This window comes from Eilatimonas milleporae (assembly GCF_003688555.1).
In the GTDB taxonomy this organism is placed as follows: domain Bacteria; phylum Pseudomonadota; class Alphaproteobacteria; order Sphingomonadales; family Kordiimonadaceae; genus Eilatimonas; species Eilatimonas milleporae.
The window spans coordinates 91,638-115,457 of the sequence record NZ_REFR01000017.1; the positions used below are offsets into that span (position 1 = coordinate 91,638).

The window sequence follows — 23,820 nt, forward strand, 5'->3', positions numbered from 1 at the left end:
ATCTCCTGAACCAAACGGGCGGCACATATTCGTTCTTTTGTGGGTGTGCCCCCTCAAAGCCTACAGTCTTCAGGCTGCGGGATGTCCCGCCTGCCCGTTGTTCCCCATCACAGCATTCTGCCCATCACAGCGTTCTGTACGGGGACCCGCCATCTTCCGTCCATGACCTTTTGAAGGGTCTAGAACATCGTCCACCGCCCGGCCGGGCGGCGTGCGGAATTGCGACGCGCAGTCCACTTGGTTGAGGCGCCCCCGCACTTCGGGTCCGTCTCACGCGGATTGCTTCCTGTTTCAAAATACGGTGGCGTGATCCCAGCAGCACTCACAAGCCTGAACCACTTGCAGACAGCTCCCCGGAAGGGGATGGCTGGTTGCCCGACCGACCCACCGTAGCCAAGGAAACAAGATACTCCCCGGCCCGGTGACCAGCAACCGATTCTCATGCCACGGCTTTTATTTTGCGATGCGGTATGGTCTTCATGCCGGCCAGCCACAAGATGTTGGGGCGGGGGTGGTCACCCGGGTGTTTTCGGGTGCTCCCCTGAGTGCCTCGGGCTCGGCTTGAAACGACACTGGCCGGCCCATTCGGGCCGGCCAGTGTCGGAAAAGTGTCAAAAGCCTGAGTATTGCTGGCGCGACTCAGGATGCGCCCCGGCCTGTATCCGTTCAGGCGATGGCTTTGACGCGTTTTGCCAGGCGGGATACCTTGCGGGATGCGGTTTTGCGGTGCAGGACGCCCTTGGTAGCCCCGCGCATGATTTCGGGCTGGGCGGCTTTCAGGGCTTCGTCCGCAGCGGACTTGTCGCCGGACGCAATCGCTTCTTCCACCGACCGGATGAAGGTGCGGATTCGGCTCACACGGGCCCGGTTGATTGCGGCGCGGCGCTCATTGCGGCGGATCCGTTTTTTGGATTGAACTGTATTTGCCATATCGTCTTCTCGTTTCTTCAACTGTAAACCGGTTTCCGCGCGGCCCTGCAACTGCTTGCGGGCAAGGGTCACGGATGCCGGGATGTTCAGATCATGCCCGGCATCGTGCGGTGTCCGCAGGGTCCCGGTGCATTTTCGTGCGCATTTTCATGCTGTGCGGCCCGTCCTGCCGGCACAGAAATCAGGACTTCGGCATGACCTGCCACGCCGCAGCCCGTAAATCGAGGACCGTTCCATAACGCTGTTGCCCTTCTGCGTCAACTCTTAAAGACAGCCTGGCGCAGGGGTTTTGCGTCACTGATGCTTGAATTTGGGCTGTCGTTTTTCAATGAAGGCCAGCATCCCCTCGCGCCTGTCTTCCGTCGCGAAAAGGGAATGGAACACCCGCCGCTCATAAAGAATGCCCTCATGCAGGGTGGTCTCCAGCGCCCGGTCGGTTGTCTCCTTGGCCATGGCGACGGCCGGATGTGACAGGGCCGCGATATCCCGTGCGATACCGAGCACGGTTTCCAGAAGGTCGTCCACCGCCACGATACGGCTGACAAGCCCGGACCGTTCGCCTTCTTCGGCATCCATCATGCGTCCGGTCAGGATCATGTCCATGGCCTTGGACTTGCCGACAATCCGGGTCAGACGTTGCGTTCCGCCGATTCCCGGAATGACGCCCAGCTTGATTTCCGGTTGTCCGAATTTGGCATTGTCGGCGGCGATAATGAAATCACAGGCCATGGCCAGTTCGCATCCGCCGCCCAGCGCATAGCCGGCAACGGCGGCGATAACCGGTGTCCGTACCTGCTCGAACACACGGTTGATCAGGGCGAACTTGTCGGTTTTCAGAACATCGGCGAAACTCAGCTCGGCCATTTCCTTGATATCGGCACCGGCGGCGAAAGCCTTCTCGCTGCCTGTGATGACGATGGCGCCGATGTCGCTGTCCTCATCCAGCGCAATAAGGGCGTCGGCCACCTCGTCAAGCAGGGTGCTGTTCAAGGCGTTGAGCGCTTCCGGGCGATTGAGCGTGATCAGTCCCACGCCGTCCTGCTTGTCAAGCAGAATGGTCTCAAAGGTCATGCTGCTGTCCTCTCCAACTGTGCTTTAACTGTGCTTTGGGCTGTCTTCTCAGGTGCGCTGCATGTCTGCACGCCTGTTCCCTTAACTCTACGGCGAACAGGCTCTGCGTGTTCCCTGGCAGGGCCGTAAACCGGCGATTCCCCAAAATCACCACCCTGGCGTGATCGCGTCACCCGTTAGCCATAACTCCTAGCCGCCGGGTTTTCATTGTCAAAGATTTTCTGGGCGGGGTGCCGGCCTGCGCAGCCGCGCCCTGTCACCATCACCCCCCGTCAGAGCCAGAAACGGCGCGGGGTTCAAGCCGTATGCGGACCATCTGGGATGGGGCGTTTTTTGCCGCGCCGGACTCAAAAGTGATCCGCTGACCGCTTCTGAGACAGGTCAGGCGTGCCTGTGTCCGCCGGCATACCCAGCCGAGTCCGCCGAGCGCCTCGGCATAGCGGTCGATCAGGCGGGCACTGCCCTCCGTCGCACTCAGCGCCGTTTCCGCCAGCGTACCGGAGGGGGTGTCGAAAACCAGACGGTTCTCGGGCATGACCTCGCTCACGCCGGGCAGCAGCGGAATATCCGGAAAGCCGTCCAGAAAACGCTCCGCCGCCACGGCCGGGCCGGCATTCTGTACAGCCATCAGGGCTGTCGCTGTGAAAAAGGCTGTGACTGTCCGTATCATGGGGAAAGCTTAACCCTGACAGCGCGGGCAGTAAAAGCTTGATCTGCCGGACTGGACGATTCGCCGGATAATACCGTCGCAATTCTCTGTCAGGCAGGCTTCGTCTTCCCGGCCGTAGACGCGGAAATTATGCTGGAAATATCCCAGTTCACCGTTCGCCTGCCGGTAATCCTTCAGGCTGGAGCCGCCGGCGGCGATGGCCTCTTCCAGCACGGTGCGGATCGCCGGCACCAGCCGCTCGGCGCGTCGGCCGGAAACGGTCGCGGCGCTGCGGCGCGGACTGATATGGGCGCGCCACAAGGCTTCGCAGACATATATATTGCCAAGGCCCGCCACTGTTTTCTGATCGAGAAGCGCGGCCTTGATCGGCGTTTGCCGTCTGGCAAGCGCTTCCGACAGACCGGCCGCTGAAAATCCGTTCGACAGGGGCTCGGGTCCGAGATCGCGGAGAAGCGGGTGGGTTGCCGTCTCGCCCGCCGGAAACAAATCCACCATGCCGAAACGCCTCGGATCGTTGAAAACGATTCTGTCGCCACCCCTTGTTTCAAGGATGATATGATCGTGCTTGCCCGGCGCGTCCATGTCCGCACCGGCGCGGTGGATCGCCATGCGTCCCGACATTCCCAGATGGATGAGCATTGTCTCGCCCGTCTCGACCTCACCCAGGATATATTTCGCCCGGCGGTTCAGACGGACGATCCGGCGGCCTGTCAGGCGCTGTGCGAAATCATATGGCACGGGCCGGCGCAGGTCGAATCGCCTGACCGTCACATCCTTCAGGACGGCCCCTTCAAGAATGGGGACAAGGCCTCGCCGTACGGTTTCGACTTCCGGAAGTTCGGGCACGGTGTTTCGGTCTCCCTGATATTGCCTTCTCTATGGTGTCGCCGTCTGTATCGTGTTGTCGCATCCCCGCCGCATCTTCTGGCACTTGAAGACAGGCTCGGTTATGGTCGCGCCCAGTCAGACGGGATCGCGCGTCCCAGAAAGGATACAGTCGGGCTTTATGTCAAGCAGCAGCAACACGGCGCCCTCTGCCGGGCAGAGCGATGCGGAAACGACGCACTTCGGCTTTTCCACCGTCGCCGAGACGGACAAGGCCGGCCTGGTCCGGCAGGTGTTTGATTCCGTGGCCGGCCGGTATGACCTGATGAACGACGTGATGAGCGCCGGTGTCCACCGGCTTTGGAAGGCCTCATTGATCGACAGTCTGCGCCCGCGTACCGGCGAGCGGTTGCTCGATGTTGCCGGCGGCACCGGGGACATTGCCTTTCGTGCCATGGCGGCCGCACGGCGGGCGGGGGATAACCGGCAACCGCATCGGCCCGATTTGCGCGTCACGGTGTGTGATATCAATGCAGAAATGCTGCGTGTCGGTGCCGCCCGTGCCGAAAGCCGGGGGTGCGGTGATATCGATTTTGTCTGCGGGGACGCCGAGGCCCTGCCTTTTCCCGACAGAAGTTTTGATGCCTACACCATTGCTTTCGGTATCCGCAATGTGACCCGTATCGATGCCGCGCTTGAAGAAGCGTTCCGCGTTCTCAAGCCGGGCGGACGGTTTTTCTGTCTGGAATTCAGTCCTGCGGTCGTGCCGGCGCTGAAGGCCGCCTATGACCGCTACAGTTTCAGCGTGATCCCCCGCCTTGGCGGCTGGATCACCGGCGACCGGGACAGTTACCGGTATCTGGTGGAATCAATCCGCCGGTTTCCGGCGCCGGAACGGTTCGCCGCCATGATTGGTGCCGCCGGCTTTGATCGTGTAAAGGTGCGCGGCATGAGTATGGGCGTCGTCGCCCTGCACGGCGGCGTGCGTCTCTGACGGCCTGCCGCTCCCCCGCATTCGGAAAGAAGAATTAGGAATTATGGTCAGGGCCCTGCGTCATTTCTCCCGGCTGTACAGCCTTGCCGTCGGGCTCCGGCGGCATGGCGCGCTCAGTGCGCTTGAAGTGATCGCGCTTGTGCCGCCGGGCCTGACACTGCTTCTGAAAATACTCACATTTTACATTCCGGTCCGGCGCGACGCGGCCGAGACGCCCGGCAGGCGGCTGGCGGCGGCCTTGTCCCGCATGGGACCCGCCTATATCAAGCTTGGTCAGACGCTGGCGACCCGTCCGGACGTGGTCAGCCGCCCGCTGGCCGAAGGTCTCGCCACACTTCAGGACCGCCTGCCGCCCTTTTCCTACAAGGCTGTCTGCCGCATCATCGCCGATGAGCTCGGCGGCCCGGTCGAGGATCATTTCGACAGTTTCGAAGTCGAACCGGTGGCCGCCGCGTCCATTGCACAGGTGCACCGTGCCGTGACGAAAGAGGGCCGCCCGGTCGCGGTCAAGGTGTTGCGTCCCGGCATAGAAGGCCGCTTCCGCAGGGACCTGGCGCTGTTCGACTGGCTCGCCGGTCTGGGCGAGCAATACAGCGTCGAGGGCCGGCGTCTGCGCCTGAAAGATGTTGTCGCCAAGGTGCGCGAGACGGCGGCGCGTGAAATGGATCTGCGCCTGGAGGCGGCCGCCGGCGCCGAACTGGCCGACAATATGACAGCTGAAAGCGGCTACCGTGTGCCGTCTTTCGACTGGCACCTGACCTCCCGGCGTGTGCTGGTGCTGGACTGGGTATCCGGTATCCGCCTTGGCGACCGCGCAGGCTTGAGCGCGGCGGGCTTTGACCTGCCCGCGCTCGCCTCCAGGGTCGTGCGGGTCTTCCTCAAACAGGCCATGCGCGACGGGTATTTTCACGCCGATCTGCATCAGGGCAATCTGCTGGTCGAGGCGGACGGTACCATCGCCGCGATAGATTTCGGCATCATGGGCCGGCTCAGCGTCAAGGAACGGCGCTTTCTCGCCGAAATCCTTTACGGGTTCATCTCGCGCGATTATCAGCGCGTGGCGCAAATCCATTTCGATGCCGGATACGTCCCCGCCGACCAGTCGGTCGAGGCCTTTGCCCAGGCCATGCGTGCCATTGCCGACCCGATCATGGACCTGCCGGTCGAGCAGATTTCCGCAGGCAGATTGCTGGCCCAGTTGTTCGCCACCACCGAGCGGTTTTCGATGCAGACCCAGCCGCAGCTGCTGTTGTTGCAGCGGGCGATGGTCATGGCCGAGGGGTTGGCGCTGCACCTGGACGCCAACGCCAACATGTGGGAAATCTCGCGGCCCGTTCTGGAAGACTGGATGCGCGACAATCTCTCGCCGGAAGCACGCCTGTCCGAGGCGCTTGGCCGTATCCCGTATCTGACATCCCGCCTGCCGATGCTGATTGAACGCTGGCTGGAACCGGCCCCGCCCGCGCCTGTTACCGTTCCGGCCGCCCATACGGTGCGTGGGCGGGCGTTCTGGCCCTTTCTCGCCGGTCTTGCCCTTGGCACGTTGGCGGTGCTGCTCGCCGGCCTGTGATGGCGGCAATGTGACCGGTCTTGCGCGTGCCGGCTTTGCGCTTGCCCGAAAAGCCCTTATATGAAGGGCTCGGTTGTCAAGGTCAGGGTCAACAGGTCGGGCGAGGCACACATGCTGACGGGTAAACGCATTCTTCTTGTCATCGGCGGCGGCATCGCGGCCTATAAGGCGCTTGATCTCATCCGCCGCCTGCAAGATGCAGGCGCCGGCGTGCGCGGGGTTTTGACGGCCGGCGGTGCCGAATTCATCACGCCCCTGTCGGTGGCCAGCCTCACCGGGGATCAGTGTTATACGGATCTGTTTTCCCTCAAGGACGAAGCCGAAATGGGCCACATCCGCCTCAGCCGCGAGGCCGACGTTATCCTGATCGCGCCCGCCACCGCCGACCTTATGGCGAAGATGGCCGCCGGGCTCGCCGGTGACCTTGCCTCCACCGTATTGCTCGCAACCGACAAGCCGGTGCTGGCCGCGCCGGCCATGAATGCCGAAATGTGGGCACATCCCGCCACACAGCGCAATCTGGCAACCCTGACCGGTGACGGCGTGATCATGATTCCCCCCGGCGACGGTCAGCTTGCCTGCGGCGAGGTGGGACCGGGCCGGCTGGCGGAGGTACCCGATATCGTGGCGGCGGTGGAGGCTCATTTCAGCGCCGCGAAAAAACCCCTGACCGGCAGGCATGTCCTTGTGACCGCCGGCCCGACCCATGAACCCATCGACCCTGTCCGCTATATCGCCAACCGGTCTTCCGGCCGTCAGGGGTTCGCCATTGCCGGCGCGCTTGCCCGCATGGGTGCGCGCGTGACCCTTGTGGCCGGTCCGGTGGCGCTGGACACGCCGCCCGGTGTGACCCGGATCGATGTGGAAACCGCGTGCCAGATGGCGGATGCCGCCGACAAGGCCCTGCCCGCCGATGCTGCCGTGTGTGTCGCTGCCGTGGCCGACTGGCGGACGTCGGATGAGGCGTCGGGCAAATTGAAGAAATCGCAGGACGGCCTGCCCCATTTGAACCTGGTGGAAAACCCCGATATCCTCGCCCGCCTGTCATCGGGCGGGAAACGGCGGCCAGGACTTGTGGTCGGCTTTGCGGCGGAAACCGACGATGTTGTCAACCATGCCATGGCGAAACGTCTCCGCAAGGGCTGTGACTGGATTGTGGCGAATGATGTTTCGGTGGAGAGCGGCGTCATGGGCGGCGGGGACAACACCGTTCACCTTGTGACGGATACAGGCGTGGAAGACTGGCCGACACTGCCCAAACAGGCCGTGGCCGAGCGTCTGGCCGAACGGATTGCAGGGGCGCTCTCATGACCGGGGCGGACGCAGTGTCATCCGTCCGCGTGCCTGTGCGTGTTCTGGATCACGGTACCGGTCTGGACCTGCCGGCCTATCAGACGGCAGGCAGCGCGGGTCTGGATCTCAGGGCCGCCCTGCCGGAAAGCGACCCTGTCGTGCTGGCACCCGGTGCCCGCGCCCTTGTGCCGACCGGTCTGGCCATGGCCCTGCCGTCCGGGTTCGAGGCGCAGGTGCGCCCCAGGTCCGGCTTGGCCGTGAAACACGGCGTGACGATTCTAAACGCCCCCGGTACCATCGACAGCGATTATCGCGGGGAAGTGCGGGTGGCTTTGGTCAATCTGTCGGCTGAACCCTTTCTCATCACGCGCGGCGAACGGATCGCCCAGTTGGTGATTGCCCCCGTTACGCGTCTGGAATGGGTGCCGTCCGACATGCTGGATGAAACCGGCCGCGGCAGCGGTGGTTTCGGTTCGACCGGCCGCTGAGCGCGTCGGCCTGCCGGATGGAAAACACATGGATTTCACCGACGATCAGCTGGAACGCTACGCCCGCCACATCATCCTGAAGGAGGTCGGCGGTGCCGGACAGGCCGCGCTGATGCGGTCGCGCGTCCTGGTCATCGGGGCCGGTGGCCTTGGTGCCCCGCTTCTGATGTATCTGGCCGCTGCCGGGGTGGGGACCATCGGCATCGTTGACGATGACCGGGTGGAGCTGTCCAATCTCCAGCGCCAGATCGTGCATGAAACGCCGGCCGTCGGGCGGATGAAAACCGAAAGCGCGGCCGAGCGTCTGGCGGCCATAAATCCCGATGTGACCGTTGTACCGCATTCCGTGCGCCTGGAGCCGGGCAATGCGTCCGCCCTGATCGCCGGCTATGATCTGGTTGCCGATGGCTCCGACCGGTTTGAGACCCGTTTTCTTGTCAATGACACCTGTGTCGCCCTGGGGCGGACCTTGGTTTCAGCCGCGCTTGGACCGTATGAGGGACAGCTGGCCACTTTTCGGCCGCAGGATGGTACCCCCGAACGGCCGCTGCCCTGTTATCGCTGTTTTGTACCGGAAGACCCCGGCGAGGATCATCAGCGCACCTGTTCCGACAGTGGCATTCTGGGCGCGGTCGCCGGGGTGATGGGCGCACTTCAGGCTATGGAGGTCATCAAGGAAATTCTGGGCCTGGGGGACAGCCTTGCCGGGCATTTGCTGTTGTATGATGCCCTGTCCGCCAGCACGCGGCGGGTCCGGCTGCCTGCGGACCCGCGCTGCCCCGTTTGCGGACCCGGCGCCCGTGAAAGGGTGACGGGATGAGCCGCGCGCCCACACCGCGCCGGCCGTTTACGCTGATGATCATCAGCAATGCGGCGGACAGGGTGCATATGGCCCTGATGACGGCCGCCACGGCGGCGGCCATGGGCCGGCCGGTAACGCTTTTCTTCTCGAAAAAAGCCGCCCATGCCGTGAAGCGCGGCGGTTTCGATGCACTGCCGGCGCCGGACGGCGGCAGTGCCGCTGACATGAACCATGTCCAGACGGAAAAAGGCATTGCCGACGCGCATGTGCTTCTGGATGCTCTTGCCGCGCTGGATGCATGGTTTCTTGTTTGCGAAACCGCCCTGCGCGAGGAAGACATCGACCCCGCCGATCTGATGACCCGCCCGCCGGTGGAAGTCGCCGGGCTCGCCACCATATTGGAACGGGGCGCGGGCGGCGACTGGCTGACCTTTTAAGCCGGTACGGGTCCGGTTATGACGGCCCGCGAGACAGGCCTGTAACCTGTCCGTAACCGGCTCCTAACCTGACGGGGTTCAGCCCATATTTCTCAGTTTTTCCAGCGGATACGTTCCCAGAATTCTGACCCGCCGGGCATGGAAACGCAGTTCCTCCATGGCGCGGGCCACCGGTGCCTGGCCTTCATGGCCCTCGATATCGGCGTAAAACTCGCTGGCCATGAAGCTGTCGCCCTCATAATAGCTTTCCAGCTTGGTCATATTGACGCCATTCGTGGCAAAGCCGCCCAGTGCCTTGTACAGGGCTGCGGGAACATTGCGCACTTCGAAGGTGAAGGATGTCAGCGTGGCGCCCTTCACCGCGGCGATGTCCAGCGGTGTGGCCGACAGGACCACGAACCGTGTTGTGTTGTGTCCTTCATCCTGAAGATCGGCCCGGATTATTTTCAGGCCGTAGACATCCGCGGCCAGGCGGCTCGCGATGGCGGCGCGGGTCGGGTCGCCGGTTTCGGCAACGGCGCGGGCGGCCCCGGCGGTGTCGGCAAAGGGATGCGGTTTCAACCCCATGCGTCGCAGGGTTTCGCGGCACTGGCCCAGCGCCTGCACATGGCTGCTCACATGGTTCAGCGTTGTTTCGTCCGCCGTCCGGCAGGCCAACAGGCAGTGTCGGATGGTCTCGAAATGCTCGCCCACGATATACAGGCCGCTGTCCGGCAGCAGCAGGTGGATGTCCGCCACCCGGCCCGCTATGGAATTTTCGATCGGAATCATGGCCAGACGGGCCGCCCCGGTTTTGACCGCCTCCATGGCATCTTCGAAGGACGGGCAGGGCATGACGTCCATATCCGGAAATTTGGCCTTGGCCGCCATATGGGAATACGCCCCCAGTTCTCCCTGAAACGCGATCATCTTTTCAGGTGTCCGCTTTTCAGATATCTGGGGATCCTGTGACGGGTCGGTGGCGTCTTTACCGGTTTTTGCCATACTCATTGCCGGCATCCTTGACTATATGTGAACGGTTTGTTGCGGCGCCGAAAACTTGTGCCAAGCACTGTGCGCCAAGTCAACGCATCCTCTTGCGACATGGCGGTTCCGGAATTTCTGGCCGTGAATCCCGTGCGGCGGAATCCTGCGTCACTCTGTCATACTGCGCGAAAATGGGGTCTTGCGGCATAACTGCGATAACAGAGGCTTGAACGGTGCGGCAAGCAAGGCTATTGTCGCGCCGATTTTCGACGTGGCGCCCGACCGTGAAAAACAGCGTTGCGTGTAAGGAGGACGGCCAGTGGCACACTCATCCGGTAATGATCCGCTTTTCTCGAACAAGATTTTCGCCGCTCTTTTGATCGGCGCCCTGTCTGTGATGGTAATCAGCACATTTTCGTCCAGCCTGTTTCCGGGCGCCGGCCATGGTGGTCACGGCGACCATGCCAAGCCGGCCTACACCATCGCCGTTGCCGAAACCGCAGGCGCGACCGAGGCCGTTGTCGAGGAAGGGCCCAGCCTGGCGGAACTTCTGGCCGTGGCCGATGCGGGCAAGGGCGCGCGTCAGTTCGCCAAGTGCAAAAGCTGCCATACGGTGAATGAAGGCGGCAACAACGGCACCGGTCCCAACCTTCATGCCATCATGGGTGCCCCTGTCGCCGCGCGCGAAGGGTACCGGTATTCGGCGGCCCTTGTCGAGCATGGCGGCACTTGGAGTTACGAACTGATGGATGCCTGGCTTGCCAACCCGAAAGGCACTATCCCCGGCAATAAAATGTCCTTTGCCGGTCTGCGCAGACCCGATCAGCGCGCCGACCTGATCGCCTATCTGCGCAGTCTCAGCCCCGATGCACCGCCCTTGCCGGCCGTTGAGGCGGCGGCGGATGAGGCACCCGCCGATATCGCCGCAGAGGCTGCAGAGGGACGTTGACACGCTGCTTCCCTGTACGGCGGTAGAAATGGAAAGCGGCTGTCCTGTGGGAGCAGCCGTTTTTTATTGATCGGACTGCTTCGCCCCGCCGGTGCCTGTCGCGGTTCTTCGGAAGCCTGAAAAGGGCGGTTTGTCGGTTTCAGAAGCCACCCATGCAATGACGGCCTCCAGCGTATCGACGGTCACGGCCATATGTGTGGCATTGGCGTGGATCAGATGGCTTTCGTCCACCATGAACCCCACATGGCCGGGGAAAAAGGCCAGATCCCCCCGCCGTGGTCGTGCCCCTCGCGGCAGGGCATGACCGATGCTGCCCCGCTGAAGGTCGCTGTCGCGGTGGACCTTGAGCCCGCAGGCATCGAGCGCGATTTGCACAAGCGCACTGCAGTCAAGGCCGGCGGGCGTCCGTCCGCCCCACAGATAAGGACTGCCCAGAAGCATCTCGGCCACGCCCACGGCATCCTGCGCGGCGTGTTCGACCGGACATAAATGCTGGCCGATCATCCATCCGCCATCGCGGGTTTGGACAAAGCGGCCCTCCCTTGCCGTGACCGCCACCAGCGCACCGAGAGGCAGGACCGCAAGTGGTGGCGCCTTGATATCCGGCGCGGCGTAACGGTGTGCCCATACGGCGGATATACGGTGCGTCGGGTCTGTCAGGGCCGTGGTCAGTGCACCGCGCGGCAGCCAGCCGCGATACCCGTCCGTCAGGCTTGCCACCTCGATCCAGTCGCCCTGAATGCCAATGCGGGCAACCGGTTCGCCGTAAAGCAGTTCGCTGACGGTGGGTGCGCCGTTATCGGGCGCCCCGCGCAGCCGCACATGCGGTTTGACAATGTTGGCGTCTGCCTGTCCTTTGGCATCGTGCAGGCGGCTGTCATGTGTCAGCGCCCCTTCCGGGTCGATCAGTGCAGTGTGGCCGGAACGGTTGGACGGGGTCGTGTTCATGGGGTGTCGTTTTCAGCCTCGGCATGGTCATCGATTGAGGCGAGACCGTAACTGACCCTGTCGGCACCGATGATGCGGTCGGACAGTTCGCTCAGGTAAACGGCGCCTTTGACCGTACGCTGGATCAGGACATTGCGTTTGTCCGTGTCATCCCGCTTGCGTTTGACATAGCCCTTTTGGCCAAGCGTATCCAGGGCCCGGGTGACAACGGGCTTGGCCACATTCAATTCCCTGGCCAGTCCGCGCACGGTGTGCGGCGGCTCCGTCATATAGACTGTCAGTAAAAGGGCCATCTGCCGCAGGGTCAAATCCGGATCGTCCGACCGGACGCCCTCAAGAAGCGCTTGCCGCCACCAGCGCAGAAGCCGCTGGTCGGTCTTTTCGCTCATATCTGTCCCCTCCGCCTGTTGCCCTGGCCTGCCTTGCAACAAGGCTTGGCCGCGGATGATTCTGGCCCGACCCCGCAGGTTTCAAGACGAAAGCGTAACAACCCCTTATGAACAGTATGTTAAGACGCACAGGGACGCAAATGGTGGGGTTTACGGACCGTTTCCGTCAGTCGTCGGATAAAAGCCGTGTTTTGATCGTCTCAAAGGCGGCAAGGACCCCTTGGGCGGCGCCCCCCTTGGGCCGGCCCGGTTTCGCTGCCGGTCGCCAGGCAAAGACGTCCAAGTGTGTCCACGGTACGGTCGGCGTGACAAAGGCCTTCAAAAACAGGGCGGCGATGATCGCTCCTGCGAAACCGCCTTCGCTGATATTGTTCATGTCGGCCACATCGCTTGCGAAATCGCTTTCATAAGGCGCCCACATCGGCAGGCGCCACAAGGGATCGCCCGTGCCTTGCGCAGCGGCTTCAAGTCCGTGCCAAAGACTTTCGTCGTCGGTAAAGGTGGCCGGCAGATCCGGGCCGAGGGCAACGCGGGCCGCCCCTGTCAGGGTGGCGAAATCGATGAGAAGGTCGGGTGTGCCCTCACAGGCAAAGGTTAGTGCGTCCGCCAGAATCAGGCGGCCTTCCGCGTCGGTGTTACCGATTTCCACGCTCAGCCCCTTGCGGCTTGCGAGTATGTCGCCCGGCCGGAACGCATTGCCGGATACGGCATTTTCCACCGCCGGAATCAGCAAATGCAGGCGTATATCCAGTTTCTCGGCCATGATCAGGCTGGCCAGCCCCAGTGCGTGTGCGGCCCCGCCCATGTCTTTTTTCATCAAGGCCATGGACCGGCCCGGTTTCAGATTGAGACCGCCGGTATCGAAACAGACGCCTTTTCCGACAAGGGCCAGTTTCGGCGCGTCCGCCCGTCCCCATGTCAGTTCAATCAGGCGGGGCGTCCGGTCCGCCGCCGCCGCGCGTCCGACCGCATGGATCAGTGGAAAGCCGCTGTCGAGAAGGTTGTCGCCGGCAATCACCTGCACGTCCGCATCGTGGTCTGCGGCCAGTGTTTCGACGGCGGATTGCAGTTGCGCCGGGCCCATATGTTCCGTGGGTGTATTGACCAGATCGCGGGTCAGCGCGACCGCCTCCGCCCGGTTCAGGGCGGCGGTCCGCTCCCCGGCGGTCACATGCAGGCGGCGCGGGCCTTTGCGCGTCCCGTCCTTGGACTTGTAAAGATCGAAGCGGTACTGCGCCAGACACCACCCGATACTGCCGGCGCTGCGCACATCCTCCGGCAGAACGGTTGCCAGATGATAATCGCCTGCCGGCAGACCCTCGGCCGCACCCGCCAGCCACCATGGATCATTTGCCTGCGGCATGGCGTCATCGGCGCCGATCAGGATACGGGCCGGTTGTCCCCCGGCGTCCGGCAGCATGACCATGGTGCCGGGCGCGCCGTTGAAACCCGATGCGCGTACCCAGGCCTGTTCCGTTGCGCTTAAGGTGTCGCCGCGTTCCAGGATACCGGCCGGCATGACCTCAATCGGGATGGAGTGTTCCGCGCGGGTTTCGGTCAGCAGATCGGTAAAGGGCATCGGTCAGGCCTTTCCAGATGGAGGGCGCGGCGGGGTATCCTATACTTCGGGCGCGATGGTGACGTGCAGGCCGGTCATGCCGTCAGTGACTTCGATCTGGCAGGACAGGCGGCTTTCGCCGTCACGGAAGTGTTCGCTGTCTTCCACAAGATCGCTTTCATCATCTTGCGGTGTCGGCAGTTTGCCGTACCAGTCCGTATCCACATACACATGGCACGTACAGCAGCTGCAGCAACCACCGCACAGCGCTTGCAGATCATCAAAATCATTGTTGCGGATGTTTTCCATCAGGCTGAGGCCGGTTTCGGCATCGATGGTGCGGGTGTCACCCGCCAGGTTGGTGATAGCGATTTTCGGCATAAGTGGCTGGTCTCACAAATTTGAACAACACATGAAAGATGCCGGCGGCCTTTCGCCCCGGCATCGCAATTCAGTGGCCCAACATAGTTTGCCGGCGCAAAATTTCCAGTCTTTAAGATTTTATCGGCTCGGCGCGGAGGGCCTTGAGACAGTGGACCTCAGACGCGGGCCCTCAGACAATCATGCCAAAGGGAGCGGCCATACCCCCGGCTGGGGCGCGTAAACGATTCTGCGCCATAAGGAACAGGGGCTTCGCGATCCAGCGCGCGAAGCCCCTGATGTCTGCGGCTTGCCCTTCCATGATCCAGCGCATGGCATGGGCCGGTGCCGCCGGTCAGCCGCGATCCAGCGCGCGGCCGACACATTTGACTAAGCTGTTATTCGGCTGCCAGAAATTGTGACGTTTCCGTCGATTCCGCCATGGCCGTTGTCGAGGACTGGCCGCCGGATATGGCCTGCGCAACCGCATCGAAATAGCCGGTGCCGACTTCGCGCTGGTGGCGCGTTGCGGTGTATCCACGGCTTTCGGCGGCAAATTCGGCCTGCTGCAGTTCGCTGTATGCGGCCATGCCCCGGTCGCGGTATCCTGTCGCCAGTTCGAACATGCCGTAATTCAGGCTGTGGAAACCGGCCAGTGTCACGAACTGGTATTTGTACCCCATGGCTCCCAGCTCGCGCTGGAACTTGGCGATGGTGTCCTTGTCCAGATTCTTTTCCCAATTGAAGGAGGGCGAGCAGTTATAGGCCATCATCTTGCCGGGGAATTCCTTCTGGATGGCCTCGGCAAAACGCTTGGCGTCGTCCAGATTGGGGGTGGACGTCTCCCACCACAGCAGGTCGGCATAGCGGGCGTAGGACAGGCCGCGCTTGATGCAGTGGTCGACGCCGCTGTTCAGCCGGTAGAACCCCTCGGGCGTGCGATCCTCGCGATCGATGATGAATTCATGGTCGCGCTCGTCGATATCGGACGTGATCAGCTTGGCGGATTCCGCATCGGTGCGTGCGATGATCACCGACGGTACCCCGCACACATCCGCAGCCAGCCGTGCGGCGGCCAGATTGCGCTCATGCGCCTGCGTCGGGATCAGGACCTTGCCGCCCAGATGGCCGCATTTTTTCTCGGATGCCAGCTGATCCTCGAAATGAACACCGGACGCGCCGGCTTCGATATATGCCTTCATAAGCTCGAAACTGTTCAGCGGTCCGCCAAAGCCGGCTTCGGCATCGGCCACGATGGGGGCGAACCACTCGCGCTCGGCACCGTTTTCGGCATGTTCGATCTGGTCGGCACGCTGAAGGGCGCGGTTGATCTTGCGGGCCAGTTCGGGGCCCGAGTTGGCCGGATAAAGCGACTGGTCGGGATAGGTCGTGCCGGCGGTGTTGTTGTCGGCGGCAACCTGCCATCCTGAAAGATAGATGGCTTTCAGTCCGGCGCGCACCATCTGTACGGCCTGGTTGCCGGACAGGGCGCCCAAGGAATGGACATAATCTTCCATGTGCAGAAGATCCCACAATCTGCGGGCGCCGCGATCAGCCAGCGTGTATTGAATGTCGATGGACCCGCGCAGCGCCTTGACCTGCTCGGTCGTGTAGGGGCGCTCAATGCCCTCGAAGCGGCCTTCGGGACAGTTCGGGATCAGATCTGCAAAACGCTCGGTCATCGGGTTACTCCTTGCGTTGGTTCGGTTACTGAACAGGTCGGCGGCTGCGGTGCTCGGGTGGTCCGGTATGGACCCGTATTTGCGCTTTCCGCAATTTTGTTGCCGCCACACGCTCTTTGTTTCACGAAAATTTCCGGGAAAAAAGATGAAATCATACAAAAAATGTTCTATTGTGCATATTAGTGTATGTAAAAATGTAAACTTGTAAAAAATGTAAAAATCGCGCTGAAATTATGTCCGATACACAAGGCAACGCCGCTCAAAGAAAAATCTTCGCAGGCCCGCGCATACGGCGTTTGCGCCGTGAACTGGGGCTTTCCCAATCCCGCATGGCCAGCGAGCTGGGATTTTCGACCAGTTATCTCAATCTGGTTGAACGCAACCAAAGGGCGATGTCAGCGCAGTTTCTGCTGCGTCTGGCGGAAGTGTATGACGTGGAATTGACCGCTTTCGCCGGCACGGACGAGGCGCGGGCCTTTGCAGATTTGAATGAAATCATGGCCGACCCCCTGTTCAAGGGCCTCGAAATCGGCCGTGCCGACATGCAGGATCTGGCGGACAGCACGCCGGCCATGGTCGAAGCCATGCGCCGTCTGTATTCCGCCTATGCCCAGGCACGCCAGTCGGCCAGTGAGATCACGTCCCAGGTGGCGGAACGCGGCCTGTCCGACGCCGATGCCCAGCCCGTTGATGCCGTGCGCGATTTCATTCACGACCGACGCAACTATTTCTCGGAAATCGATGAGGCGGCCGAGTCCCTGCACGCCGATCTGGGCATGAACCGGGATGACGCCCATATGATTCTAAGCGCCCGCCTGGACGAAGAGCATGGTGTGCGGGTGCGCATCATGCCTCATGAAGTGATGCCGGAAACCCTGCGCTATTTCGACATGCACCGGCGGCAGCTTCAACTGTCGGAACTGCTGGATCATCGAACAAGGCTGTTTCAGATGGCCTATCAGATCGGGGCGCTGGAATTTTCCCAGACCATCCAGAAAGCGGCGGACAGCCACGACTGGCCAAGCGAGGAAGCCCGGCGCTTGGCGCGGATCAGTCTGACAAATTATTTCGCCGGTGCCCTGTTGATGCCGTACGGCCGTTTTCTCGAAAATGCGCGGGCGCTTGGCTATGACATCGAACATCTGGGCCGCCGGTTCGGCACCAGTTTCGAGCAGGTCAGCCACCGCATGACCACTCTTCAAAGGCCGGGGGCCCGGGGTGTGCCCTTTTTCTTTATCCGTGTGGACAAGGCCGGCAATATCTCCAAACGGTTTTCCGCCGGGCGCTTTCATTTCTCCCGATTCGGCGGCACATGTCCCCTGTGGCGGGTGCATGACACTTTTTCCACGCCCGGACGAATCGTCACCCAGCTGATCGAATTGCCGGACCGCACCACCTATTTTTCCATTGCGCGCACGGTGCGGCGCATCGGTGCCACATATGGCGCGCCGGATCAGGAGCTGGCCATCGGACTTGGCTGCGATATCGCCTATGCCCGCGATCTGGTCTATGCCAAGGGCCATGATCTTGAGACACCGGAGGCCACGCCCATCGGTCCCAACTGCCGCCTTTGCGAACGTCCCGCCTGTCCGCAGCGGGCCAACCCGCCGCTCAGCCGGTCCCTCATTCTGGATGAAAGATCAAGGGGGGTGACCGCCTACCGGTTTTCCCGGAATTGAGTGCGGCACCCCCCTTGGGGCAGAAAACCCGTGACAGAGCCGGCGCGGTCTCTTGGCCGGGCCGTGCGCCCTAGCCTGCGTCGATATCTCTGTTCAACGCTTCGATCTGGGAGCGCGTTTCATCGATCAGCTCGGCGATTTCGCTGGCGGATTCCTTGGACCCGCTGGCCAGATTGCGCACCTCGTTGGCGACGACGGCAAATCCGCGCCCGGCATCACCGGCCCTGGCGGCCTCGATGGTGGCGTTCAGGGACAGCAGGTTGGTCTGGGAGGCAATGCCGTCAATGCCATGGGCAATGTTGCTGATCCGGTCAAGGACGTTGGACATCAGATCGCTTGTCTTGGCGATGGCCTCCCGCCGTGCGGTGATATCGGTGCCGTACATGGTGATCCGCGTCATCTCGCCGCGATAGTTCACAATCGGCTGGAAATTGACCGACAGGTGCAGCGCCTTGCCGTTGTCACCGTTGAACATCACCTGCTTCGAGACATGCTGCCCCGCCATCAGCAGTTGCCGTTCGTCCGATGTGATAATATTGGACAGCTGAAGCCGGCTGCTGTCGCCGGCCGCCGCGCCCAGCAGTTCGTCCATATAGGAATTGGCCTCGATCAGGCGGCCGTTTTCATCCCACTCCACAACGGCGTTCGATGCGTTGATGGCCTCAACCCGCGATGTGAAGTCGAGGGCGCGCTCTTTCGTTGCGGTAATGTTGGCCTGCACGGAAATAAAACGTTCCAGCTGGCCTGTCTTATCGAACACCGGATTGATCGACAGCGAAATCCAGTAAGGCTCGCCCGATTTGGTGTAGTTCAGGATTTCCTCGTAAAAGGGCTGCCGCGAATGCAGTTTCTCGCGGATGCGTTCCACGGTGGACATGTCCGTCAGTTTGCCCTGCAGAACCTGACCCGGTTTTTTGCCCATCACTTCTTCGGATTCGAAGCCGGTCATCCGGGTAAAGCCGGAATTGACATATTCGATATGGCCCGTCGGGTTCGTGATAATGACCGAATTGTCCGTTTCGTTGGCGACCAGCGACAGCAGACGGAACCGTTCCCGTCGCAGCACTTCTTCATGCACATTCTTGACGAAGGCGGTGTATAGGGTCCTGGTTTCCAGCTTTACCTTGGACAGGGACAGAGCGCCCCAGATCTTGTTGCCGTCCTTGCGCTCGATAATGACTTCACGGCTGGTGCCGACGATTTTGTCCTCACCGCCATCCCGGTTGGCGTTGACATAGCTGTCATGGGGGCTGCGTATCTCGGCCGGCACCAGCATCTTGACATTGTGGCCGATCACTTCGGTGCGGTTATAGCCCCACAGTGCCTCCGCCGCCTTGTTGAAGAAGGTGACATTGTTGTGTTCGTCAATGGTGACGACGGCGTCCAGGGCCTGTTCCAGTGTCTGCCGGATGATTTCCTGTGCCTCGCGCTCGGCGGTGATATCCTTGACGAAAGCGGTGTAACGGATCTTGCCGCCCATATCGACCTTGGACAGGGACAGGTTGGCCCAGACGCGGCGGCCGTCCTTGCGCTGGACCTCCACGTCGCGGCTGGTGCCGACAATCTTGTCCTGGCCGGTGGTGCGGTTGGCGTTGACCAGGGAATCGTGATTGGCGCGGAACTCGTCCGGCACCAGCATCTTGACATTCTGACCGATCACCTCGTCTCGGCCATAACCCCACAGCCCTTCCGCAGCCTTGTTGAAGAAAGTGACCTCGTTATTCTCGTCAATGGTGACGACGGCGTCCAGCGCCTGCTCCAGCGTCTGGCGGGTGGTTTCACGGGCCTCACGCTCGGCGGTGATGTCCTTGACAAAGGCGGTGTAGAGAATTTTACCACCCAGGTCGACCTTCGACAGGGACAGGTTGGCCCAGACGCGGTGGCCGTCCTTGCGCTGAACCTCCACGTCGCGGCTGGTGCCGACAATCTTGTCCTGGCCGGTGGTGCGGTTGGCGTTGACCAGGGAATCGTGATTGGTGCGGAACTCGTCCGGCACCAGCATCTTGACATTGCGGCCGATCACTTCGTCGCGGCTGTAGCCCCACAGGTTCTCCGCCGCTTTATTGAAAAGGGTGACGCTGTTGTGCTCGTCAATGCTGACGACGGCGTCCAGCGCCTGCTCCAACGTCTGCCGAGTGGCTTCGCGGGCTTCGTGTTCGGCGGTGATGTCCTTGACAAAGGCGGTGTAGAGAATCTTGCCTTTCTGGTGAATTTTCGACAGGGACAGATTGCACCAGATGCGCTTTCCATCCTTGCGTTCCAGTTCCACATCGCGGCTGGTGCCGACAATCTTGTCGTGGCCGGTGGCGCGGTTGGTGTTGACATAACCGTCATGGCCGGGCTGATGCTCCTTGGGCACCAGCATTTTGACATTGCGCCCGATGACTTCGCTGCGTTTATACCCCCACAGCTTTTCCGCTGCCGCATTGAAGAAGGTGACGCGATTGTTGGCATCGATGGAAACAACGGCATCTATGGCCTGTTCCAGAACCTGCCTGGTGGCGTTGTCGGAACCACCCGTAGTGCTTTCAGTCTTTTTGGGGCCAGTCAGTACACCCGACGGCTCCCGGCCTGTCAGTTTTTCAAACATATCTCTGCCTCATGACACCCGATTTTGGATTCGGGACTTGTCGTTCAGGCAACTAAAGCAGAGCGTGGTGAAATTTTCCTAAAGTTTTATATTTATGCTTTGCATAATGAAAGTAATCTATGAGTTATACGTGCTTTGTTCATATGGGAACACTTTATAGTTTATCGCGCTGTGCTTTATAATATTATGGCGTATTTCCGGCATTCCCCTACTTTAGGTAGGTTATTTGATTGTATTTTTTGCAGAATGGAAAATATTCAGGTTCCTAATCGTGTGTCATGAAGTGTGCCGGACATATAAGCCCGTCGACAGACGGCGGGCATCATTTCAAAACTGGCCGCTTACCGTCAACGCGACAAAGGTGCCGCGGCTGCGGTCCACCTGCTCGCTGCCGGTAAAATCGTCGCTGCGATCCGAATCCCGGAAGAACAGACGTGTGCGTTCAAATTCCTGCCGGGGGACCCGGCTGGCGCGCAGGCGGATTTTCACGCCCAGAAAGCGTGTGGTCTCGACAAAGGCGTCGAACTGGCCGTTTTCCCGTTCGATACTGATTTCGTCCGCGAAGATGTTTTCCTCGCGGTTGAAGGCCTCATACCCGATCCCCCAGGCGATGCGTTCCTTTACCAGATCCTGTCGAAAATCAATGTTGATGACCGGATTCGTCAGTCCGGTGATATCCCGTATTTGCCCATCCAGGGGGTCTGTAAAACGGGAATCGATGGTTTCCGCCTGGATTTCCAGTAGGCCGCCCCGAATGACCCCTTTCAGCGGCAGGCTGGCATTCATGTTCAGGCCCCACACCCTTGCGGTCCCGGCATTTCCCAGGCCTGGCACCTCACTTGGCAGGATGATCTGTTCCAGCACATCCGAGCGCCATTCGTGAAAGGCTTCCACATTCAGGGCTGCGCGGCTTTTGGTGCGCAGATCAACCGAAAGGCTCAGCCGGTCGGTGGTCTCCGGGCTGAGATCCGGGTTTCCGCCCAGGAAACGGTCGTCCGCCGCGGAGGCGGAGGCGGCAAAATTGGAAAAATCCAACTGGCCGATAATCCGCCGCGCGGCAAGGCGTGTCTGAAAGTTGCTGGCCACATTGTAGATAAGGGTCAGCGACGGTTTCAGGAAGGTGAAGGTCTGTGTGTTGTCGGCGCCGCCCGTCACCATTAGACGCGATGCTTCCAGGGCCAGTCCGCTTTCCACGGTCAGTTTCGGACTGACGGTCCAGATCAGATTGCTGAAAGCCTCTCCCCGGACTTCTTCAACGAGTACAGAGGCTGCCGGCAGGTCAATGTCACGGGCGCCTTCCTCGTCTTCGATTCTCAGGGCAAGGCTGCTGTCCAGACGGTTATAAGCGGCCTCGATCCCGATTTCCCCGCGCAGGGTCTTGCCGCCGCGCGACAGCGTTGTCCTGAAGATGGTCTCCAGCGGGCGGCTGTCCTGCAGAAAGGTCGCGATGGAATTGGTGTCGCCCACCGGTGTCTGGATTTCCGTGATCGTGTCCTCGCTCGCATCTTCACCGGAAACGAGGCTCAGGATTTTCCAGGTCAGGCCGCTGTCATAGGTGCGCGTCCAGTCGCCGCCCAGCTCGAAACTGTAATTGTTTTCATCGAAATCGATCAGTTGTGCTGTATCCGGTGTGTCATTTTCGCCGGGGATGCGCCCGAAAAAGCCCAGACGTTCCGTATCGGACTGGAATGTCCACCAGCCAAGCTGACCGTTTAGGGTCAGTCTGCCCCCGGCAAAGGCGCGGCGGGCTTCGCTGGATAGAAAGGCCTCGCGATACCGGGCCGGACGGTCCTCTCGCTGGAACAGGGTCGGGTTGCCGTCCGCGTCCCGGTTGTCGCGGGTGCCCGACAGAGGAAAGCGCTCCCACTCGAAATTGAACCGGGTGGTGGTATCCCAGGCGCCGAACTGTCGGGACATGGTCGCCTGACCGAATTGATTGATGTTGCCATCCGGTGCCCGTTCCAGTGTGGCGAAGAAAGCGCCGGACGCCTTGCCGGGGATGCGGATGACATTGGCGATAACGCCCTGGCCGGCGGCTTCGCCCGCCCCGGCGGAGCCCCGGATCACCTCGATCCGGTCCACCTGCGAGGACGGAATGCGGCGCAGGGCCTCGGCAAGACCCAGCGATTTGGCCGACGGACGCGCACCGTCGATCAACACATTGCCCGCCGTGCCGCCAAACCCTCTCAACTCGGCACCGGTATCGAGGACGAAACCGGGAATGCGTCTGACCATGCCGAGTGCCGTTTGCGGTACGAACTGATCGAAAAAGGCCTTTGGATAGACCTGTTTCGACCCATCGGCGGGGGTTTGTGGGGTCGCTGTTTCCGGTGGCAGGGTGCGTTCGTCCGTCTCACCGGGTCTGTCTTCCTGAGATACGGGCGTTTCAGCGGGTGCCTGATCCTGCGCCCGGACAGGTTGTGCCGTCGCTATATGAATGGCACAGGCGGTGAGAAAACAGGCCGTAACTGCCCCGTTATTGTGATGACCCCTGAACATGATACGCTCTTTACCCCCCAAAACTCCGGACGATTTTCTTTTTACATGCTGACCCCGTGACCCGCGTCACCTATAACGACCATGGCCGCCGCAAGCCGCAGCGATGCGATGAAGTGTGCCATTTCATCGGTTAAACGATAGTTGACAGGCCGATAAAATCGCTTGGAAGGCGACCGGTCAATACCGGTTGCCGCATAGATGGACGGAAGGGGCAGCGCAAGCGTGAACAGACTGAAAAACAAGATCGCCCTGGTGACGGGGGCATCCCGCGGTATCGGTGCGGCCATTGCCCGCCTGTATGTCAGCGAAGGGGCAGAAACCATCCTGACCGATATCGATGACGGCGCCGGCGAGGCCCTGGTGCGGGACCTGGGACCCTCGGCATCCTATCTGCACCTCGACGTCAGCGATGAGGACCAGTGGCTGGCGGCTGCCGACCATATCGCTGCCGGTCCCGGCCGGCTGGATATTCTGGTCAACAATGCCGGCATCACCGGTTTCGAAGAGACGTCCGGACCGTATGACCCGGAAAGCCTGGACATGGCCAGCTGGCATATGGTGCACAGTGTCAATCTCGACGGTGTGGCGCTGGGCTGTAAATACGGGATCAGGCTGATGAAACCGTCGCCGGCGGCCAGTATCGTCAACATCTCCTCCAGGTCCGGCATGGTCGGTATTCCGGCGGCGGCGGCTTATGCGTCCAGCAAGGCGGCCGTTCGCAACCATACAAAAAGTGTCGCGCTTTATTGTGCGCAGCAGGGATATGCCATCCGCTGCAATTCGATCCATCCGGCGGCCATCCTGACCCCGATCTGGGAGCCCATGCTGGGCGAGGGGGCCGCCCGCGCGGATGCTCTGAAGACCCTGGCCGCCGATATTCCCCTGGGCCATATCGGTGATCCGGACGATGTGGCCTGGGCCGCCGTATATCTGGGCGCGGATGAATCCAAATATGTCACCGGCGCCGAACTGACCATAGACGGCGGCATTCTTGCCGGCAGCAGCGCATCGCCGACCCGTGAGTGAGATTATGTCCACCTGACATACCCTTCTGTCTTTAGCCATGTACAGGCCGTCATCACGGGATAGCGGCTGTTGTAAAATCCGCTGATTTGTTTCA

Annotated in this window: 21 protein-coding genes; 9 read left to right on the plus strand and 12 right to left on the minus strand. The window is 61.3% G+C overall.

Annotated elements, in window-relative coordinates; genetic code table 11:
* Window positions 1-666 precede the first annotated feature (666 nt).
* The 4 genes from rpsT to mutM all read right to left on the minus strand — a co-directional run bounded on the left by rpsT (window position 667) and on the right by mutM (window position 3,517).
* Window positions 667-930, minus strand: coding sequence for a 30S ribosomal protein S20 (gene rpsT, locus BXY39_RS18810; protein ID WP_121940505.1), 264 nt, complete (start codon window positions 928-930; stop codon window positions 667-669).
* Between the two features lie 294 nt (window positions 931-1,224).
* Window positions 1,225-2,001 (minus strand): enoyl-CoA hydratase, encoded by a 777-nt coding sequence (locus BXY39_RS18815; RefSeq protein ID WP_121940454.1) that lies wholly within the window; start codon window positions 1,999-2,001, stop codon window positions 1,225-1,227.
* 262 nt (window positions 2,002-2,263) lie between these two features.
* Complete coding sequence (locus BXY39_RS18820) at window positions 2,264-2,671, minus strand: hypothetical protein (RefSeq protein ID WP_147453645.1); 408 nt, start codon at window positions 2,669-2,671, stop codon at window positions 2,264-2,266.
* 9 nt (window positions 2,672-2,680) lie between these two features.
* Complete coding sequence (gene mutM / locus BXY39_RS18825) at window positions 2,681-3,517, minus strand: bifunctional DNA-formamidopyrimidine glycosylase/DNA-(apurinic or apyrimidinic site) lyase (protein ID WP_121940456.1); 837 nt, start codon at window positions 3,515-3,517, stop codon at window positions 2,681-2,683.
* A gap of 160 nt (window positions 3,518-3,677) precedes the next feature.
* Between mutM and BXY39_RS18830 the strand changes: the two genes are divergently transcribed.
* From BXY39_RS18830 to BXY39_RS18855, 6 genes are all read left to right on the plus strand, one after another.
* Window positions 3,678-4,490, plus strand: coding sequence for a class I SAM-dependent methyltransferase (locus tag BXY39_RS18830; protein WP_121940506.1), 813 nt, complete (start codon window positions 3,678-3,680; stop codon window positions 4,488-4,490).
* Window positions 4,491-4,533: 43 nt separating this feature from the next.
* Window positions 4,534-6,060, plus strand: coding sequence for a 2-polyprenylphenol 6-hydroxylase (ubiB, locus tag BXY39_RS18835; protein WP_121940457.1), 1,527 nt, complete (start codon window positions 4,534-4,536; stop codon window positions 6,058-6,060).
* Between the two features lie 111 nt (window positions 6,061-6,171).
* Window positions 6,172-7,371, plus strand: a complete 1,200-nt coding sequence (coaBC, locus tag BXY39_RS18840) for a bifunctional phosphopantothenoylcysteine decarboxylase/phosphopantothenate--cysteine ligase CoaBC (protein ID WP_121940507.1) — start codon at window positions 6,172-6,174, stop codon at window positions 7,369-7,371.
* A complete protein-coding gene (gene dut, locus BXY39_RS18845; protein WP_121940458.1) occupies window positions 7,368-7,841 on the plus strand; it encodes a dUTP diphosphatase in 474 nt (157 codons plus the stop codon). Before coaBC ends, dut begins: the two co-directional genes overlap by 4 nt.
* Before the next feature lie 28 nt (window positions 7,842-7,869).
* Window positions 7,870-8,661: a HesA/MoeB/ThiF family protein gene (locus BXY39_RS18850; RefSeq protein WP_121940459.1), complete on the plus strand. Its 792-nt coding sequence runs from the start codon at window positions 7,870-7,872 to the stop codon at window positions 8,659-8,661.
* Window positions 8,658-9,080 (plus strand): DsrE family protein, encoded by a 423-nt coding sequence (locus BXY39_RS18855; protein WP_121940460.1) that lies wholly within the window; start codon window positions 8,658-8,660, stop codon window positions 9,078-9,080. Before BXY39_RS18850 ends, BXY39_RS18855 begins: the two co-directional genes overlap by 4 nt.
* 78 nt (window positions 9,081-9,158) lie before the next feature.
* Here the strand turns inward: BXY39_RS18855 and BXY39_RS18860 are convergent, their stop codons facing one another.
* Window positions 9,159-9,989 (minus strand): prephenate dehydratase, encoded by an 831-nt coding sequence (locus BXY39_RS18860; protein ID WP_121940508.1) that lies wholly within the window; start codon window positions 9,987-9,989, stop codon window positions 9,159-9,161.
* A gap of 376 nt (window positions 9,990-10,365) precedes the next feature.
* On the opposite strand from BXY39_RS18860, the gene BXY39_RS18865 reads away from it, so the two are divergent.
* On the plus strand, window positions 10,366-10,995 hold the full coding sequence (locus tag BXY39_RS18865; protein ID WP_211332350.1) for a c-type cytochrome: 630 nt from the start codon (window positions 10,366-10,368) through the stop codon (window positions 10,993-10,995).
* Window positions 10,996-11,058: 63 nt separating this feature from the next.
* On the opposite strand, the gene BXY39_RS18870 is transcribed toward BXY39_RS18865, so the two are convergent.
* The 5 genes from BXY39_RS18870 to aceA form a co-directional block, all read right to left on the minus strand.
* Complete coding sequence (locus BXY39_RS18870; protein ID WP_121940461.1) at window positions 11,059-11,943, minus strand: C40 family peptidase; 885 nt, start codon at window positions 11,941-11,943, stop codon at window positions 11,059-11,061.
* Window positions 11,940-12,332, minus strand: a complete 393-nt coding sequence (locus tag BXY39_RS18875) for a MarR family transcriptional regulator (RefSeq protein WP_121940462.1) — start codon at window positions 12,330-12,332, stop codon at window positions 11,940-11,942. The genes BXY39_RS18870 and BXY39_RS18875 overlap by 4 nt, the downstream gene beginning before the upstream one ends.
* A 166-nt stretch (window positions 12,333-12,498) precedes the next feature.
* On the minus strand, window positions 12,499-13,911 hold the full coding sequence (locus BXY39_RS18880) for a leucyl aminopeptidase family protein (protein WP_121940463.1): 1,413 nt from the start codon (window positions 13,909-13,911) through the stop codon (window positions 12,499-12,501).
* Window positions 13,912-13,950: 39 nt separating this feature from the next.
* Window positions 13,951-14,271, minus strand: coding sequence for a 2Fe-2S iron-sulfur cluster-binding protein (locus tag BXY39_RS18885; RefSeq protein ID WP_121940464.1), 321 nt, complete (start codon window positions 14,269-14,271; stop codon window positions 13,951-13,953).
* Window positions 14,272-14,648: 377 nt separating this feature from the next.
* Window positions 14,649-15,932: an isocitrate lyase gene (gene aceA, locus BXY39_RS18890; RefSeq protein ID WP_121940465.1), complete on the minus strand. Its 1,284-nt coding sequence runs from the start codon at window positions 15,930-15,932 to the stop codon at window positions 14,649-14,651.
* Between the two features lie 233 nt (window positions 15,933-16,165).
* Between aceA and BXY39_RS18895 the strand changes: the two genes are divergently transcribed.
* Complete coding sequence (locus tag BXY39_RS18895; protein WP_121940466.1) at window positions 16,166-17,611, plus strand: helix-turn-helix domain-containing protein; 1,446 nt, start codon at window positions 16,166-16,168, stop codon at window positions 17,609-17,611.
* Between the two features lie 70 nt (window positions 17,612-17,681).
* Here BXY39_RS18895 and BXY39_RS18900 read toward each other — a convergent pair whose 3' ends face one another.
* Window positions 17,682-20,201: a PAS domain S-box protein gene (locus BXY39_RS18900; RefSeq protein WP_121940467.1), complete on the minus strand. Its 2,520-nt coding sequence runs from the start codon at window positions 20,199-20,201 to the stop codon at window positions 17,682-17,684.
* A gap of 327 nt (window positions 20,202-20,528) precedes the next feature.
* Window positions 20,529-22,700 carry a TonB-dependent receptor plug domain-containing protein gene (locus BXY39_RS18905; protein WP_121940468.1) on the minus strand — a complete coding sequence of 724 codons (2,172 nt, stop codon included), beginning with the start codon at window positions 22,698-22,700 and terminating at the stop codon, window positions 20,529-20,531.
* A 222-nt stretch (window positions 22,701-22,922) separates the two neighbouring features.
* Between BXY39_RS18905 and BXY39_RS18910 the strand changes: the two genes are divergently transcribed.
* A complete protein-coding gene (locus BXY39_RS18910) occupies window positions 22,923-23,726 on the plus strand; it encodes an SDR family oxidoreductase (protein ID WP_211332351.1) in 804 nt (267 codons plus the stop codon).
* Window positions 23,727-23,820 lie beyond the last annotated feature (94 nt).